The organism is Corynebacterium efficiens YS-314, assembly GCF_000011305.1.
Classification (GTDB): domain Bacteria; phylum Actinomycetota; class Actinomycetes; order Mycobacteriales; family Mycobacteriaceae; genus Corynebacterium; species Corynebacterium efficiens.
The window spans coordinates 1,557,153-1,572,230 of record NC_004369.1; the positions used below are offsets into that span (position 1 = coordinate 1,557,153).

At 59.5% G+C, this 15,078-nt stretch carries 10 protein-coding genes and 1 pseudogene; 4 read left to right on the forward strand and 7 right to left on the reverse strand.

What is annotated here, in order from left to right:
• Window positions 1-77: 77 nt before the first annotated feature.
• Window positions 78-1,486, reverse strand: a pseudogene (locus CE_RS14915) (IS1380 family transposase).
• Window positions 1,487-1,793: 307 nt separating this feature from the next.
• Here CE_RS14915 and CE_RS07465 point away from each other — a divergent pair.
• A complete protein-coding gene (locus CE_RS07465) occupies window positions 1,794-2,885 on the forward strand; it encodes a DNA-methyltransferase (protein ID WP_006770402.1) in 1,092 nt (363 codons plus the stop codon).
• Here CE_RS07465 and CE_RS14920 read toward each other — a convergent pair.
• Both CE_RS14920 and CE_RS07470 read right to left on the reverse strand, forming a co-directional pair.
• Entirely contained in the window at window positions 2,789-3,886 is a 1,098-nt protein-coding gene (locus CE_RS14920; RefSeq protein ID WP_006770403.1) for a BstXI family restriction endonuclease, read from the reverse strand. The two genes, CE_RS07465 and CE_RS14920, sit on opposite strands and share 97 nt — an antisense overlap.
• 483 nt (window positions 3,887-4,369) lie before the next feature.
• Window positions 4,370-5,683: an IS256 family transposase gene (locus tag CE_RS07470; protein WP_041628377.1), complete on the reverse strand. Its 1,314-nt coding sequence runs from the start codon at window positions 5,681-5,683 to the stop codon at window positions 4,370-4,372.
• Between the two features lie 365 nt (window positions 5,684-6,048).
• Between CE_RS07470 and CE_RS07475 the strand changes: the two genes are divergently transcribed.
• The 3 genes from CE_RS07475 to CE_RS07485 all read left to right on the forward strand — a co-directional run bounded on the left by CE_RS07475 (window position 6,049) and on the right by CE_RS07485 (window position 10,267).
• Complete coding sequence (locus CE_RS07475; protein WP_006770404.1) at window positions 6,049-7,278, forward strand: IS110 family transposase; 1,230 nt, start codon at window positions 6,049-6,051, stop codon at window positions 7,276-7,278.
• A 173-nt stretch (window positions 7,279-7,451) separates the two neighbouring features.
• Window positions 7,452-9,557 (forward strand): excinuclease ABC subunit UvrB, encoded by a 2,106-nt coding sequence (uvrB, locus tag CE_RS07480; RefSeq protein ID WP_006770405.1) that lies wholly within the window; start codon window positions 7,452-7,454, stop codon window positions 9,555-9,557.
• 266 nt (window positions 9,558-9,823) lie between these two features.
• Entirely contained in the window at window positions 9,824-10,267 is a 444-nt protein-coding gene (locus CE_RS07485) for a universal stress protein (protein WP_006770406.1), read from the forward strand.
• Between the two features lie 109 nt (window positions 10,268-10,376).
• Here CE_RS07485 and CE_RS07490 read toward each other — a convergent pair whose 3' ends face one another.
• From CE_RS07490 to CE_RS07505, 4 genes are all read right to left on the reverse strand, one after another.
• On the reverse strand, window positions 10,377-10,793 hold the full coding sequence (locus CE_RS07490) for a low molecular weight phosphatase family protein (RefSeq protein ID WP_006770407.1): 417 nt from the start codon (window positions 10,791-10,793) through the stop codon (window positions 10,377-10,379).
• Window positions 10,794-10,883: 90 nt separating this feature from the next.
• On the reverse strand, window positions 10,884-13,187 hold the full coding sequence (locus CE_RS07495) for a HelD family protein (RefSeq protein ID WP_006770408.1): 2,304 nt from the start codon (window positions 13,185-13,187) through the stop codon (window positions 10,884-10,886).
• Window positions 13,188-13,400: 213 nt separating this feature from the next.
• On the reverse strand, window positions 13,401-14,210 hold the full coding sequence (locus CE_RS07500) for a DoxX family protein (RefSeq protein WP_006770410.1): 810 nt from the start codon (window positions 14,208-14,210) through the stop codon (window positions 13,401-13,403).
• A gap of 240 nt (window positions 14,211-14,450) precedes the next feature.
• A complete protein-coding gene (locus CE_RS07505; RefSeq protein ID WP_006770411.1) occupies window positions 14,451-15,053 on the reverse strand; it encodes an MBL fold metallo-hydrolase in 603 nt (200 codons plus the stop codon).
• Window positions 15,054-15,078: the final 25 nt, after the last annotated feature.

Here is a 15,078-nt window from a genome sequence, read left to right on the forward strand (position 1 = left end):
TCCCCAGATCACGTCTTTGTCTGGTTGTTCCACGAATTGGTAGGTCAGCTCGGGCCGAAGGACTTCGACTCAGATGGTCAGGAAGAAACAACCACCGGTGGCGAGTGACCGTGATCGAACAGTCTCCGCCACTGCGACTCCCACTTCCAGCCCTCGGGCAGGTGCAGCACCAGCCGCCGGGACCGACGCGCCATTCGAGCCGCAACCGCGATGACCCGACTCCGGATCGTCGCTGTCATCGCTCGGGCGAGTCCAGTACCGGCGATGACCCCAGCTGTGCGGGTGAGGTTGAAGGCCATGACCGCCAACACCAGCCACGGAAGCATTCGCGGTGAATACACCTGAAGGCATATGCGCCAGCGCACTGTTCTTCAGATCCGCGTTGACCTGCGGGGTGATCGCATGCTGCCGGTGGGTCTTGTCCGCGGCCACGGTATCCATCAGTGCAGGGTCAGCGGTGGTGAACACCGCGTGGAAACGGTGCAGATCAAACAGGCCGGGCTGATCGAGATTCTTCTTGTTCAACTCCGGTATCCGGCGGACCACCAGCCGACCGGAAACATGCTCGGCCTCCTTCTTCGATGCAAACGCAACGAAGGGGATTTCCGCAACTTCCGCTGAGGAGATCCAGCGCCCGGTGTCCTCATCGAAGAGTGCGTCGGTGTAGCGGATGGTTGTCCACGTCTCATCCGCGATGGTGGCAATCGCGCGTTTCACGTTGGGGTCCATCCGCATGGTGATCGAGACGTCTGCACCGGCGGTGAGTGCTGCGTGGATGCTGGGGCGGGGCGTAGAAAGCGGAGTCCGCGCGTATCAGGATCTTCTGTCCTGCCATGGCGGGTAGGCGTCTGGTGGTGGCGATCGCATCGGCGATCAGACGTCCGGCCCCGCGTGGGGAGCCGCAGGAACCGCGGCGCAGGCGCTGCGCCACGATCACCGGGGCGGAAGTCTTCGTGGTGGCCGTGGCCAGCAGGACGTTGAGGCCACGGACCCCGGAGTAGCCAAAGCCCGCGCCTTGTTTCTGGTGGCCGTGGACTTCGATGATGGTGTCGTCGACATCCACGAAGACGTATCCGCTGGCAGCCGGGGCGGGCACCAGGGCTGGAGCTTGGTTAGCCAGGTTGATCAGGAATCGGGAGGCGACGGCGTCGAGTTGGCGGACGTGCCCGAAGCTAAACGACCTCAGGAAGGACCCCAGGGTCGAGGGTGCGTAGATCCGGTTGAACAGTTGGTTCATGCCGCCGTGGCGCAGCTGGTCCATGTCGTCGATGGAGTCGGCACCGGCGACCATGCCGGCGATCAGGGTGGTGATCTTCCCCCCGGCGTTCGCGCCTTTGTCGCCTGGCACGGTCATCCGGTGTTGCGCCAGGGTCGACAGGCCTGCGGCATCAGCCAGGCGGATGGTCGGGGCCAGGCCTGCAGCCGACACGAGGTTGGGGTCATCGAATGATGCTGACATGGCTGCGGGAGTGTGAGATAGTTGCACCTGAGAGATGCTCTTTCTTGACGGGGATTACGGACCTTAGACAAGTCGTATTATCCCATGTCAGAGGGGCATTTCTTTTATTCCCACACCGTTGGAACCGGAATCACATCGGTGAATCCAGGCTAAAACAGCAGAAAAATTAGTTGAGGTCAGGGAATGGACCCAATGTTGCTCAGCTTGCTTGCCACGCGAATGGTGCACAAAGACAGTGTTAAAGTAAAATTACTCTAGTTCTCGAACGGCCCTTCTAGTTCAGGGCATAGCGAGATAATGCGAAAGGGAAGAAGTGACCGAACACTTTCGAGCCATGCTGTCAAAAACTGAGGCTTTTCAATCGTCGTTACAAGCCCTGAAGTCTGCCGCCAAATGGGCTGATGAGGAGGCTATCGTGACACACGGGGATAGTCTGCAACTGATGAAAAGGCTGCCCGACAATTCTGTCTCGCTAATTTTAACTGATCCTCCGTATCATTCGACGAAGAAGGAGAATATTTTAGGCGACACAGCTTTCGGAGAAGATGATGACTTTATAGCGTGGATGGTTGAATGCGCTAAGGAGTGGAAGCGCGTTTTGCGCCCGAACGGGACCCTATACGTTTTCTGTTCTTCAGAAATGTCTGCTCGTTTGGAGGTCAATTTAGCCCAGTTCTTCAGGCCAATCGGCCACATAACTTGGTCTAAGCCCAATCTGCCGGGTTATGACGGGTGGAAAGGGAAAATGAAGAAAGAAGCCCTCCGTTCCTGGTATCCCCATTCCGAACGAATTCTTGTCTTTGAGCATGGTACTTATGGGGCATTAGAGGCGCGTAGACGTTCTCCGATGGGAATCTATCTACGTGATTGTCGCCTTGCAGCTGGGTTATCTATGGTCGCCTTGACCGAAGCTACTGGGGCCTACGGGAAGATCAATCGCGGTGGAGCCGTTGCCAACTGGGAAGCAGGACGCAATATTCCGAGCCGTGAGCAGTACGCGAAACTGCGGAAGGCTTTGCTGGAAACCGGGCGCGTTGATTCAATGGTTGAATATGAGGACTTGGTGCGCCCAATGTTTCTGAGTGGTGATGTGGAATATACCGATGTTTGGGATTTTCCGAGCGTGAAACAATACAAAGGCAAGCATCCTGCGGAAAAGCCCGTAGCGCTCTTACGTCATATTATTGCCGCGTCGAGTTACCCCGGAGACGTTGTTCTAGATAGTTTCGCCGGTTCTGGATCGACAGCCGTGGCAGCCATTACGGAGGGGAGACGGGCAATAACAATGGAGCTCGAAGACAAGTGGGTCGAAAGGACCATACACAGCGTTCAGTTTGCGTCGTTCTCATTCAACGGTATTGAATCTAGCTGTTCGCTCGCCTCGTCATCTGTGGAAATATCCACAGGAACGCTCTTTGACGTTTGAGACCTCCAACCGGATGCTATATTTCGCTTTAATAGCACCTCGACCCAGCTTAACGTGTGATCAATACCCGCATCTTTAACGACTATGTTGCAATGATGATGGCCCCACCCGAGATTATACGGCCGGTGCTGAAGGGCCCCTACCCGAAGCTCTTCAATATGAAATAGTGATATTTCTGTTGTGGTGAGATCCCATGTTTCACGCCCTACGGCCTGTTCACTGCGTTCGTAAAATGTGGATGCGCTAATTCGCTCAAGACAGAAGGGACAAATCGTTACGTTGTGTTCGTCAACAATACGTACGGCCTGCAGCCGTTGGTACTCGAGCAGTCCCGCCTCATGTGCATGTTGAAGGGTCTCATCTCGGCGCTTTCGCGCATCTTTCGGACTCATGCCCCAGTCAATTGCCATCTCAAGGGACTCTTCTGCCAGCCAGTAATAGGACTCTAGTTGAAGTCGCGTTTTCTCCAAGTTTTCTGTAGACGCGTATTCGTACACTCGAATCCCCGCGCCTCTAAGGTTGGTTTCGTTAAAACCCACGCGTATTTGGGAACGTTTGTCGCCTTCAGCAGTGGTTCCATGAATTCGGGCAAGGACGGTGCCCCCAATCGGCGATATACGTTGGGTGGGCTCGGTGAAAGGCATGCCATTCGGTAGTAAATCCCCAAGCCGCAAATCATAACGATCCCATTGGGCGCGCTGTTGGAAGTGAAGAACTGCGTTGACTCCTAGGACAATACCTTTGGCGGCTAGGGTCTTATCAGCATGAGGATGATCTGAGTACCAATCGGGATCAATGAGCACAATAAAACCATTCTCGTATTCAGCCCCTGGATAGGGTTCTTTACATTTTTCCCACCATTGATACGGTATGAGGACCGTACTATTGCGGGATACCCGATTTTGGTAGATCTCATTTTGCGAAGCGCCACGCGTCTGTCCGGTTTTGTAGATCTTTCGTTTGAGCAGTTCAGGAAGAGCGGGAAGTCGTTTGGTAGCCATGATGAAGAAATTTACAGCATTGCGAAGTGTATATCTGAAACTAGGCTGGCGATGGAATTGGAGCGTGTCAAGATTTTTGTGTGTAGGGTGAAGTGCCCCGGGTTTTGTTCCTAGGCGTTTGCCTTGATTTCTATTATTTCTTGGCCCGGGTTACTCTTGCAAAATTCTGATTCAACTTCAGCTGGTGGAGAGTGTCTAATGGGAATACAGGATCGGAACCACGTGGAATGACCCACTATTAGACTGGTCATGATCTCATCATGTGCCTTCAGCGTGATCTGTCTTCCAGGTTAGTTCCGACCCTGTACCGCGATCTGGTGAATCCGTCCATGACTTCATAGGAGCGTGATGTCTCCACCGTGACCACCCCGGCAGGTGTCAAGTGTAGTCGTCCCATCAGCGTCTTGTCTGCCCGGAAACCCCAGAGCACGGGCCACCCGAGGGTGTCAAGATTTTTGTGTGTGGGGCTCCTGGATTTAAATATTAAAGGTAAGCCTCAAAGCGGTCCGGGAACGCCACCGCCATCTGATTAATCGCCTGCTTCCAGTTGGCGACCTTGCGGCCCTCGATCAACCGGCCGCTGCTAGCAGCCACCCGTTTTCCCTGCTTAGCGCGTTTCGCCGCCCGCTTGTCCTCGATATTGCAGATCATCAACCACAAGGTTTTAATCGCGGACTCATCATTGGTGAACTGCACCCGGTTCCGGGTGGCTTTCCGCAGCTCATTGTTCATCGATTCGATCGAGTTCGTCGTATAAATCACCTTTCTCGCCATCGGCGGGAACTGCAAAAATGGGATGAACCGATCCCAGGCATCACGCCACACCTTCGCCGATTGTGGGTACTTCACTCCCAGTTCAGATGCCTCGAATTCCTCCAACGCCGCGATAGCGGTGTCCTCGGTGGGGGCCGTGTAAATCTTCCTCAACTGCGCCGACACGGCCTTGCGATCGCCGTAGGCCACCCACCGGTTCGCCGCCCGGATCAGGTGCACGACACAGGTCTGGACCATGGAATCAGGCCAGGTGGCCTCCACCGCCTGTGGCAGGCCCTTGAGCCCATCACAGCAGACAATAAAGACGTCCTGGACTCCCCGGGTGGCGAGGTTGGCACACACATTCGCCCAGAACGACGCTCCTTCTTCCTTCGCCAACCAGATCCCTAAGATGTGTTTGATGCCGTCGATATCGACACCGATGGCCAGGTAGACGGACTTGTTGACCACCCGGCCCCCGTCACGGACTTTGATGCGTAACGCATCGAGGAAGATCACCGGGTAGAAGTCATCAAGTTGGCGGTTTTGCCAGATCATGACCTCATCCAAGACGGCATCGGTGATCGCGGAGATTGTTTCATGGGAGATATCAACACCCATGGAGGTGATCATGTGGTGTTGGATGTCTCTCACGGTCATCCCGCCCGCATACAAGCTGATGATCATATCGTCGACGTCGGTGAGCCGGCGGGAGCCTTTGGGCACCATGGTCGGTAGGAAGGAGCCGTTGCGGTCCCTGGGGACAGCAACATCGATGGGACCGTAGTTGGAGTCCACGCGTTTGGGGTAGTACCCGTTGCGGTGATTTCCCTGGCCAGCGGCTGTTTTCCCATCCCGATCACTATGCCCGTAGCCGAGGTGGGCATCCATTTCCGCGTTCAAACCACGGTTAATTGACGCCTGTAACAGGCCCCGGACGAGGTCATTGGCATCGGTGGTGGACGTGCCGAGCTCATCGATGAGCTTTGCCATTTCTGGGTTGGCTAGGAGCTTTTCCTCGATTGCTTTGATCCGGGCTTCAATCTGCTGGGTCTTGTTTAGCCACGGTGGTCATTATGGTTTATCTCCTTGATGTGAGGGGAGTCCCTCACACACAAACCATTAGACGCTGATAATGGGAATACAGGATCGGAACCACGTGGAATGACCCACTATTAGACTGGCCATGATCTCATCATGTGCCTTCAGCGTGATCTGTCTTCCAGGTTAGTTCCGACCCTGTACCGCGATCTGGTGAATCCGTCCATGACTTCATAGGAGCGTGATGTCTCCACCGTGACCACCCCGGCAGGTGTCAAGTGTAGTCGTCCCATCAGCGTCTTGTCTGCCCGGAAACCCCAGATCACGGGCCACCCGCGCGTTTGCTCACAGACAGGACATGATCCCCGATGCCTACCATCTTCGAGTGCCCAACCGGCGCCGTCGCCGGAATTGATACGCACACCGATACCCACACCGTTGCTGTTATTTCGGACACCGGCCGACACATCGCCACTGACACCTTCCCCGCCACCAACCCTGGCTACGTGGACATCGCAGAGTTTATGGCAGCTCACGGTGTCATCACCGTCGGTGTGGAAGGAACCAGCTCCTACGGAGCCGGCCTGACACGCCACCTTCTCACCCAGAAGTACTCAATCGTAGAAGTCTTACGCCCTACCCGTAGTATTCGACGCCGGGACGGAAAATCAGACCCTGTTGATGCGGTAGCTGCCGCCCGCCAGGTGCTCACCGGGGAAGCCTTAAGCATCCCGAAAGACACCTCCGGGCCAGTAGAATCCCTCCGTGGGTTGCAGATCACCCGCCGTCAGCTCGTGATGACAGCAGCGAAACTAATAACGACGATCAAATCGTTGCTGGTCACAGCACCTGATGAGATTCGACGCCGCTATAGTGCGATGTCCACATTGGTCATGGTTGAGGCATTGTCCCGGTGCCGGCCAGCAGCTGAGCTGGCCGATCCCAGAAATGGGGTGCTCATCGCGTTGAAGACATTAGCCACCACCTACCGGGATGTGCACAAACAGGGCACGCAGCTGGAAGAACACATCAGCATCCTGGTTGAGGCAATCAATCCGCATGTGACCTCGATATTTGGGTGTGGTGCCGTGGTGGCTGCTGATCTGATCGTCAGTGTTGGGGAAAACCCAGGCAGGATTCACTCCGAGGCAGCATTAGCTCACCTGTGTGGGGTTTCACCGATTCCGGCTAGTTCTGGACGGACTCATCGGCACCGTCTCAACCGTGGAGGAGATCGTCGGGCGAATTCTGCGCTACATCGGATTGCGTTGGTGCGGATGCATCATGACCAGCGCACCAGGGACTATGTAGCCAAGCACACGAAGGAAGGACTATCGAAAAGGGAGATCTTGCGGTGTCTGAAACGTGCCATTGTCAGGGAAGTCTACCGGGTGTTGTGCCTAGGCCAATCCGTTATTCCAACAGGCCAGGTACGGGTCGATGAGCTTAAAGCCCGACGAATCGAAAGGCAGCTCTCGCAAGCCCAGGTTGCCGAACAGCTCGGGTGCGCTCCAGCGAGGATCAGTGATATTGAAACCGGCAAGCGTCCACTACCGGAGTTGAGATCGGCTTATGAGGAACTTCTCAAATCAGCTTGACACAACATAGGAGCATCACTCTCGCACTCCCAGAATAAATAAATTAGATTTTCCGAATGCAATTCCAGTTTGTTCTCCCGGAGAAGGCGTCGACAAGCTCACGGCGACCACCCGCTCACCGCACCCTAAAGACGACCATTTAACGTGTCCCCCTTCTGGCGTACCCTGTATATATGGCTTTCGCTGCTGAACAACCAGTCCTGTCCCACTCCGAGCACCGACCCGTCGGGGAGGTCGAGCGCTCCGACGATAAGTTCGAGGTCATCTCCGAATTCCAGCCGGCGGGTGACCAGCCGGCGGCGATCGCGGAGTTGGACAAAAGGCTGACCAATGGTGAGCGTGATGTGGTGCTGCTGGGTGCCACGGGTACGGGTAAGTCGGCGACGGCGGCGTGGTTGATCGAGAAGCAGCAGCGCCCCACCCTGGTGATGGCACCGAACAAGACACTCGCCGCGCAGCTGGCCAATGAGTTGCGCCAGCTGCTGCCGAACAACGCGGTGGAGTATTTCGTGTCCTACTACGACTACTACCAGCCGGAGGCGTACATCGCGCAGACGGATACCTACATCGAGAAGGACTCCTCGATCAACGAGGATGTGGAGCGTCTGCGACACTCGGCGACATCCTCGCTGCTGAGTCGCCGGGATGTGGTGGTGGTCAGTTCCGTCTCGTGTATCTACGGTCTGGGCACCCCGCAGTCCTACCTGGACCGTTCGATCGTGTTGAAGGTGGGGGATGAGGTCGACCGTGACCGCTTCCTGCGCCTGTTGGTAGATATCCAGTATGACCGCAATGACATTGCGTTCACCCGTGGTGCGTTCCGCGTCAAGGGGGACACGGTGGACATCATCCCGGCGTATGAGGAACTGGCGGTGCGGGTGGAGTTCTTCGGTGATGAGATCGACAGTCTCTACTACATCCACCCGCTGACCGGAGACGTGGTCCGCAACGTGAAAGAGGTGCACATCTTCCCCGCCACCCACTACGTTGCGGGCCCGGAACGCATGGAGAAGGCCGTCGCGGATATCAAGGCCGAGCTGGAGGACCGTCTCGCCGACCTGGAGAACCGCGGCAAGCTGCTGGAGGCCCAGCGTCTGCGCATGCGTACCGAATATGACCTGGAGATGATCGAACAGGTGGGGTTCTGCTCCGGTATTGAGAACTACTCCCGCCACATCGACGGCCGTGGCCCCGGCACTGCGCCGGCGACCCTGATCGACTACTTCCCGGAGGATTTCCTCACCATCATCGACGAGTCGCACGTAACTGTGCCCCAGATCGGTGGCATGTTCGAGGGCGATATGTCGCGTAAACGCAACCTGGTGGAGTTCGGGTTCCGTCTGCCGTCCGCCCTGGATAACCGCCCGCTGACCTGGGAGGAGTTCGACGCGCGACGCGGCCAGACCGTGTTCATGTCCGCCACACCCGGCAAGTTCGAGATCGCCGCCGCCGGTGGTGAGTTCGTGGAGCAGGTCATCCGTCCCACCGGTCTGGTGGACCCGAAGGTCACGGTTAAACCCACCAAGGGCCAGATCGATGACCTCATCCACGAGATCCGGGGCCGAACCGAGAAGGACGAGCGTGTCCTGGTGACCACCCTGACCAAGAAGATGGCCGAGGACCTCACCGACTACCTCCTGGAGAACGGCATCCGCGTGCGCTACCTGCACTCCGATATCGACACCCTCCAGCGCGTGGAACTGCTGCGCCAGCTGCGGCTGGGTGAGTACGACGTGCTGGTGGGCATCAACCTGCTGCGTGAGGGCCTCGATCTGCCCGAGGTGTCCCTGGTGGCCATCCTCGACGCGGACAAGGAGGGCTTCCTGCGCTCGACCACCTCACTGATCCAGACCATCGGACGCGCCGCCCGAAACGTCTCCGGCGAGGTGATCATGTACGCCGACAAGATCACCGACTCCATGCAGTACGCCATCGAGGAGACCGACCGCAGGCGCGAGAAGCAGATCGCCTATAACAAGGAATACGGCATCGACCCGCAGCCGCTGCGCAAGAAGATCGCCGACATCCTCGACCAGGTCTACGAGAACCAGGAATCCGGTGTCGGCGCACCGGGGCTCACCGGTGATGCCGCCGTGGTGGAGAAACCCGACACCTCCGGGATGCAGGTGGATCAGCTGCAGAAGCTTATCGACGATCTCTCCGCCCAGATGGCCGCCGCCGCCCGCGAACTCAAATTCGAGCTGGCCGGCCGACTGCGTGATGAGGTCTTCGAGCTGAAGAAGGAACTTAAAGGCATGAAGGAAGTGGGTATGCAGTAGTGGGGGAGCACCCCGCACCCACAGGTGGGTCGGGCCAGGTTCACCGCAAGGGGTGGTCCCGGGCGCAGAAGCGGTGGATGTGTTACCCCTGCAGCATGTGGAACGCACTGTAACGCCTGACCAAAACCGTCAATGCCGTAGCCAGAAACACCCCCGGAGCAGCAGAGAAGTTTGTTAGACTGGGGCACTAACGTAAACGGGGCAGCACCCGGGCCCCGCTGAACGAGAACATCACTTCCCACTCACTGAGCACTAGGAATTGTCATATGAGCGAGAATTACTCCAAGATCGTCGTCGGTACCGATGGATCCAAGTCCTCCCTCCTCGCAGTCGAGCGCGCTGCGAAGATCGCAGCGGCCTTCGACGCCACCCTCATCATCGGCTGCGCATACTACGAGAACAAGGATGAGGCCTCCAAGACCCTCCGCCAGGATTCCGTGACCATCCTCGGTGATGATCCCGCCAAGGAGAACCTGGAGAAGGCCTCCGAGGCTGCCCGCAATGTCGGCGCCACCAAGATCGAGACCGAGATCCGCCCCGGCACCCCGGTTGAGGCCCTCATGGGTATCGTCACCGACCGCAACGCCGATCTGCTCGTCGTGGGCAACCGCGGCATCAATTCCCTGACCGGCCGTCTGCTGGGTTCCGTGCCCGCTGATGTCGCCCGCCAGTCCGACTGTGACGTGATGATTGTTCACACCGTGAGCTAAGCGCTCCTTCCCACCCCTTGTGTTGACCGTGGGGCGCGGACAAAACCACCCCTGATACGCTGCTAAAACAGCATGTCAGGGGTGGTTTTGCCTTCCGGTTCTGGGGCCTTTAGCCGAGCAGTTCCCGGACCAGCTCCTTCACACGGATGTTGATGTCATCGCGGATCAGGCGCATGCGGTCCATGCCCTCGATCCCGCGGACGGAGGGTTCATCGATCTCCCAGCGTTCCAGGGTGCCACGGGCCTCGGCGGGCAGCTCCACCTCGGCGTCTGAACCGAGGATGATGACGCGGTCCATCAGGGGCAGCTGGTCGGGGTCGATGGCCTTGGGTGTGCCACTGGACATGTCCGCCCCCACCTCGGCGATGGCGGCCACGGATTCCGCATTGAGCTGGGTGCCCGGATTGGTGCCGGCGGAGTGGATCTCCAGGCGGCCGCGGGAGTGTTTCTGGGCAAGGGCCTCAGCCATCTGGGACTTCCCACCGTTGCCGACACAGACGAAGAGAATCTTGGGGATGTCACTCATGATTGCAGGACTTCCTTTTCCTTCGAGGATATGGATCCTGCCCCCAGCATGGCACAAACCGCATAGGTTGGCATGACACCATCGAAGGGGTCAGTCGGCCAGCCCCTCCGGCAGCTCACCCACGATGGTCAGGCTCTGCGTGGCGCGGGTGACCGCCACGTACAGATCCTGCAGGCCCTGCGGTGATTCCGCCAGCATCCCGGCCGGATCCACCACGATGACATGGTCGAATTCCAGGCCCTTGATCTCATCCACCACATAGTGGTGCTCACCCGGGGTGAACGTGGCGCGCGAGGAGATCACCGCGGTCAGGCGGTCATCATCGAAAGCCTCCTTGAGCTTGTCGACGTCTGCCCCCGCCCCGAGATACCTCACCTCGTGCCCGGAGTCACGGATGGCGGTGGCCGGCGTCATCCCCGGATTGATCTGGGCGAGGATCCGGTTGGCCAGGACCATGATCTCCGAGGGGGTGCGGTAGTTCACCGTCAGCTCATGGTGGCGGAACCGGTTGTTGATGAACGGTTCCAGGGTCTCCGCCCAGTCATCCACACCGGCAGGGGAGCCGGTCTGGGCGATATCACCCACCAGGGTCATCCAGCGTGAAGGGCTGCGGCGGAACACCATGCGCCATTCCATGGGGGAGAGTTCCTGTGCCTCATCGACGATGACATGCCCATAGGCCCATTTGTGATCGGCCTGGGCACGCTCGGCGGTGGAGCGGATGTCACGGACCTCCTGGCGCTGGGCGAGGGTTTCGGCGTCGATGATGTCGAAGGCAGAGAGCACCTCGGCGTCCGGATCCAGGTCAGCGTCGTCATCGATATCCGAGGACTGGGAGGAACTGAGCACATCGAGGACCTCCTGGGCGTCCTCGATCTCCTGTCGCCACTTCTTCTCCGCCTCCTCGCGGGCCTCCTCCGGGTCGGGGAGACCGATGAGAGTGGCCAGCTCGTCGAGAAGCGCCGCATCCGACGGTGCCCACGGGGAGCCCGGCGCGCGCAGCAGAGCCGACCGGGTTTCGTCGTCGTATCCGGCGGCGGCGACGCCGATGCGCTCCGGATCGGTCAGCAGGTCCTCCAGGACCTGATGTGGGGACAGTTCCGGCCAGAACCCGTCGACCACGGACAACAGGGTGGCGTCGTCAAGCAGGTCGTCGTGCAGCTGATCGATGTCAGCACCCGACAGCAGGTTACGCCCGCCCAGGGGATCGGCGCCGATGGTCTCCGCCATCTGGTGTGCCAGCTGCTCCGTCAGGTGCGTGCGGAAGATGGGGCGGGCCAGGTTGTGGGGCTGGCGGGAGCGGCGCGCACGCGTGCGGGATTTCGCCACCGTGGTCGCGTCGATGGAGATGACGATGCCATCCACCGTCACCTCTACCGGGGTGTCCGGCACGGTCTGGTACGCCCGGACCGCCTCGTGGAGGATGGCGGCCATCTCCCCGGAACCCTTGATCTCGCGGGTGAGCAGATCCTCCGTGCCCGTCGGGGTGACACCCGGGTAGAGCTCACCGATGGTGGACAGCACCACACCCGTCTCACCCAGTTCCGGCAGCACGCGGGAGATGTACTCCAGGAAGGTCCGGTTGGGTCCGATGATGAGCACACCGGACTTGGCCAGCTGCTCCCGCCAGGTGTAGAGCAGGTAGGCCACCCGGTGCAGCGCCACGGCCGTCTTACCGGTGCCGGGCCCGCCCTGGACCACCATCACCCCGCGGGTGGAATCGCGGATGATCTCATCCTGCTCACGCTGGATGGTCTCCACAATATTGGTCATATGGCCCGTGCGGGCAGCCTGCAACGCCTGGTGGAGGGCTGTTTCCGAACCCACACCGCTCTGGGTCACGGCTGCTGTGGCATCGCCGGACAGCACCTCATCATCGATGCCGGTGACGGTGCGACCCCGGGTGCGGATATGGCGACGCACCTCCACACCCTCCGGCTGCACGGTGGTGGCCAGGTAGAACGGCCGCGCCATCGGAGCACGCCAGTCCAGCAGGAGTGTGCGGTAGTTGTCCTCACGGTCATCCAGACCCATGCGCCCGATATAACGACGGTCCAGATCCGGGCGCCCGGGGACGGGGCTGTCGATCTCCTCAGGCTCAGCCTGCACATCAATGCGACCGAACACCAGACCCAGCTGCGCCAGGTTGAGCCGGTCGAGTTTCTGGTTCAGACCGTGGTATTCCGTCTCACGGCGCACCAGCGCCTCCGGATCCGGGTTGGTGGGATCCACGTCCCTCATCACATCCGCCAGACGCTCATTCGCCCGGGCCACCTCATCATCGAGGCGCCGGAACAGGGTGTCCACGTAGGACTGCTCCTCCCGGATGGCGGCGTCCAGCTCCGGGCGGTCGGTGCTTTCCGACGTCTGATCGGCGTGGCGTTGAGTGGTCACTCCGGAAGGCCTCCTGGGTTTTCGACGGTGTGCGAGTGGCAATCCACTCTATCGGTTGTTCAACACCGGAGAGTCATCCATCATTCCAGACCCCGCCCGGGCAGTGGCAAACGGGGTTGGCCGGGCATGGGAAAACGCCACGGGAACGGCAGGGGGAGTGGAGCTTCCCCCGGTGGTTGTCCCGTGGCGTAGGTTGTGGGCAGGTGTGGGGTGTTAGAGCTTCTTGACCTTCTTCTGCGCGGTGCTCAGGGCCTTGTCCGCCTTGCTCTGCAGCTTGTCGGCGTTCTTGCCGGCCTTCTTGGCTGCCTTGCCGGTGGTCTCCTCGGCGACCTTGAGGGCGAAGTTGGCGCGCTCTTGGGCCTTGCTGGCTGCCTTGACGGCCCCCTTCCGGGCGGTCTTGGCGTTCTCCTGCGCCATCTTCAGCCAGTCGTCCTTGTTGTCCTCGATGTACTCCTGCGCGACGTGGGCGTACTCGGCGACCTTGTCGGAGGCGTCATGGAACCAGTCGGATGCCTTGTCGGTCATCTTCTCGGTCTCGGACTTGGTGGGCAGGGCCTGCTGGATCTGCTTCTTGCCGGTGGAGGCGGCCTTGGTGGCACGCCACTTCAGACCGGGCTTGCCCTGGGTGTCCACGGAGGTGATGAACAGTCCGCCGAGCAGGGCGATGTTGGTCATGAAACCGTTACGACGGTTGCGCTTCTCCTCCTCATCCTGGGTCTCCCAGAAGGCGTTACGCGCCAGGATCGTGGGGACGGTGACCACGGCGAGCGCGCTCGCGGAGAGCCGGGGTGCCTTGCCCAGGGCGAGCAGGGAACCGGCACCGACCTTGGTGCCACCGATGATCTGGGCCACCAGCTCGGGATCGCTGGAGATGCGCTTGGCGTATTTGCGTGGGAGCACATAGCGGATACGGTCCAGAACCACCTCGGTACCTTCCACATGGGCCTGGGTGTTCAAGAGGGTATCTGCACCATCGGCGATGTAGACCGATGCGAGCATGGGCCGGGCGATCTTGCGGATCATGATTCTATGCTCCTATTCAAACGCGTTGTTATCAGGACAATCCGCCACCATCAGGCGGCCTGGATCTTTACTCAGAGGTTTTCTCTAACGCCCAATCGTACCTAGGTTATGACCGGTTCGTCGGGCTCTCGCCATCATTCCCGGAACATGTGCTGCTTTGCCAGTGACCGTTCAGGAAACGGTAAGAAAACCCCCGGTGGGGGCGTCCCGGGTGGGGGGAGGCGGGGTGAATTTAACGTTCTACCAGCGACGTTCCCACCACACCTCGAGCTCGGGGCGTTCATTCCCGAGGGTGGTTTCCCTGCCGTGGCCGGGCCACACGATGGAATCATCGGGGTAGACATCGAAGAGACGCTGCTTGACGTCATTGAACAGGCGGATGAAATCGCCCTCACTACTGGTCTTACCCAGTCCGCCGGGGAACAGGCTGTCACCGACGAAGAGATTGACGCGGCCGTCGATCTCCGCGGCGAGGGCCGCGCCACCCGGGGTGTGACCACGCAGGATGGCGATGGGGAACTGGTGACCCTCGAACTCGATGATGTCCCCGTGCTCCAGCTCCACATCCACCGGGGCGGGCAGGGCCGGCACCTCGAGGAAGGGTGCATAATGGGTGGCGCCGGTAGCCTGGAGGACCTCCTTGAGGGCCCGGACATGATCGGCGTGCCGGTGGGTGGTCAGCACCGTGGTGATGGTCACGCCGGCATCCTCGGCCATCTTCAGGATCGCCGGGGCATCATCGGCGGCATCGATGAGCAGACCCTTATCGCCCGAGGTTAGAAGGTAACAGTTGTTGTCCATCTTGGACACGGAAATGCGGTGCAATTTAAGCTCGTTGGTCATGCAGGCCAGAGTAGCGAAATTTCTC

Excerpts from the sequence above, each read along its gene's own strand:
- CE_RS07475 (WP_006770404.1), top strand. The coding sequence starts at position 6,049 with ATGCCTACCATCTTCGAGTGCCCAACCGGCGCCGTCGCCGGAATTGAT.
- CE_RS07465 (WP_006770402.1), top strand. The coding sequence starts at position 1,794 with ATGCTGTCAAAAACTGAGGCTTTTCAATCGTCGTTACAAGCCCTGAAG.
- uvrB (WP_006770405.1), top strand. The coding sequence starts at position 7,452 with ATGGCTTTCGCTGCTGAACAACCAGTCCTGTCCCACTCCGAGCACCGA.
- CE_RS07490 (WP_006770407.1), bottom strand. The coding sequence starts at position 10,793 with ATGAGTGACATCCCCAAGATTCTCTTCGTCTGTGTCGGCAACGGTGGG.
- CE_RS07505 (WP_006770411.1), bottom strand. The coding sequence starts at position 15,053 with ATGACCAACGAGCTTAAATTGCACCGCATTTCCGTGTCCAAGATGGAC.
- CE_RS14920 (WP_006770403.1), bottom strand. The coding sequence starts at position 3,886 with ATGGCTACCAAACGACTTCCCGCTCTTCCTGAACTGCTCAAACGAAAG.
- CE_RS07500 (WP_006770410.1), bottom strand. The coding sequence starts at position 14,210 with ATGATCCGCAAGATCGCCCGGCCCATGCTCGCATCGGTCTACATCGCC.
- CE_RS07485 (WP_006770406.1), top strand. The coding sequence starts at position 9,824 with ATGAGCGAGAATTACTCCAAGATCGTCGTCGGTACCGATGGATCCAAG.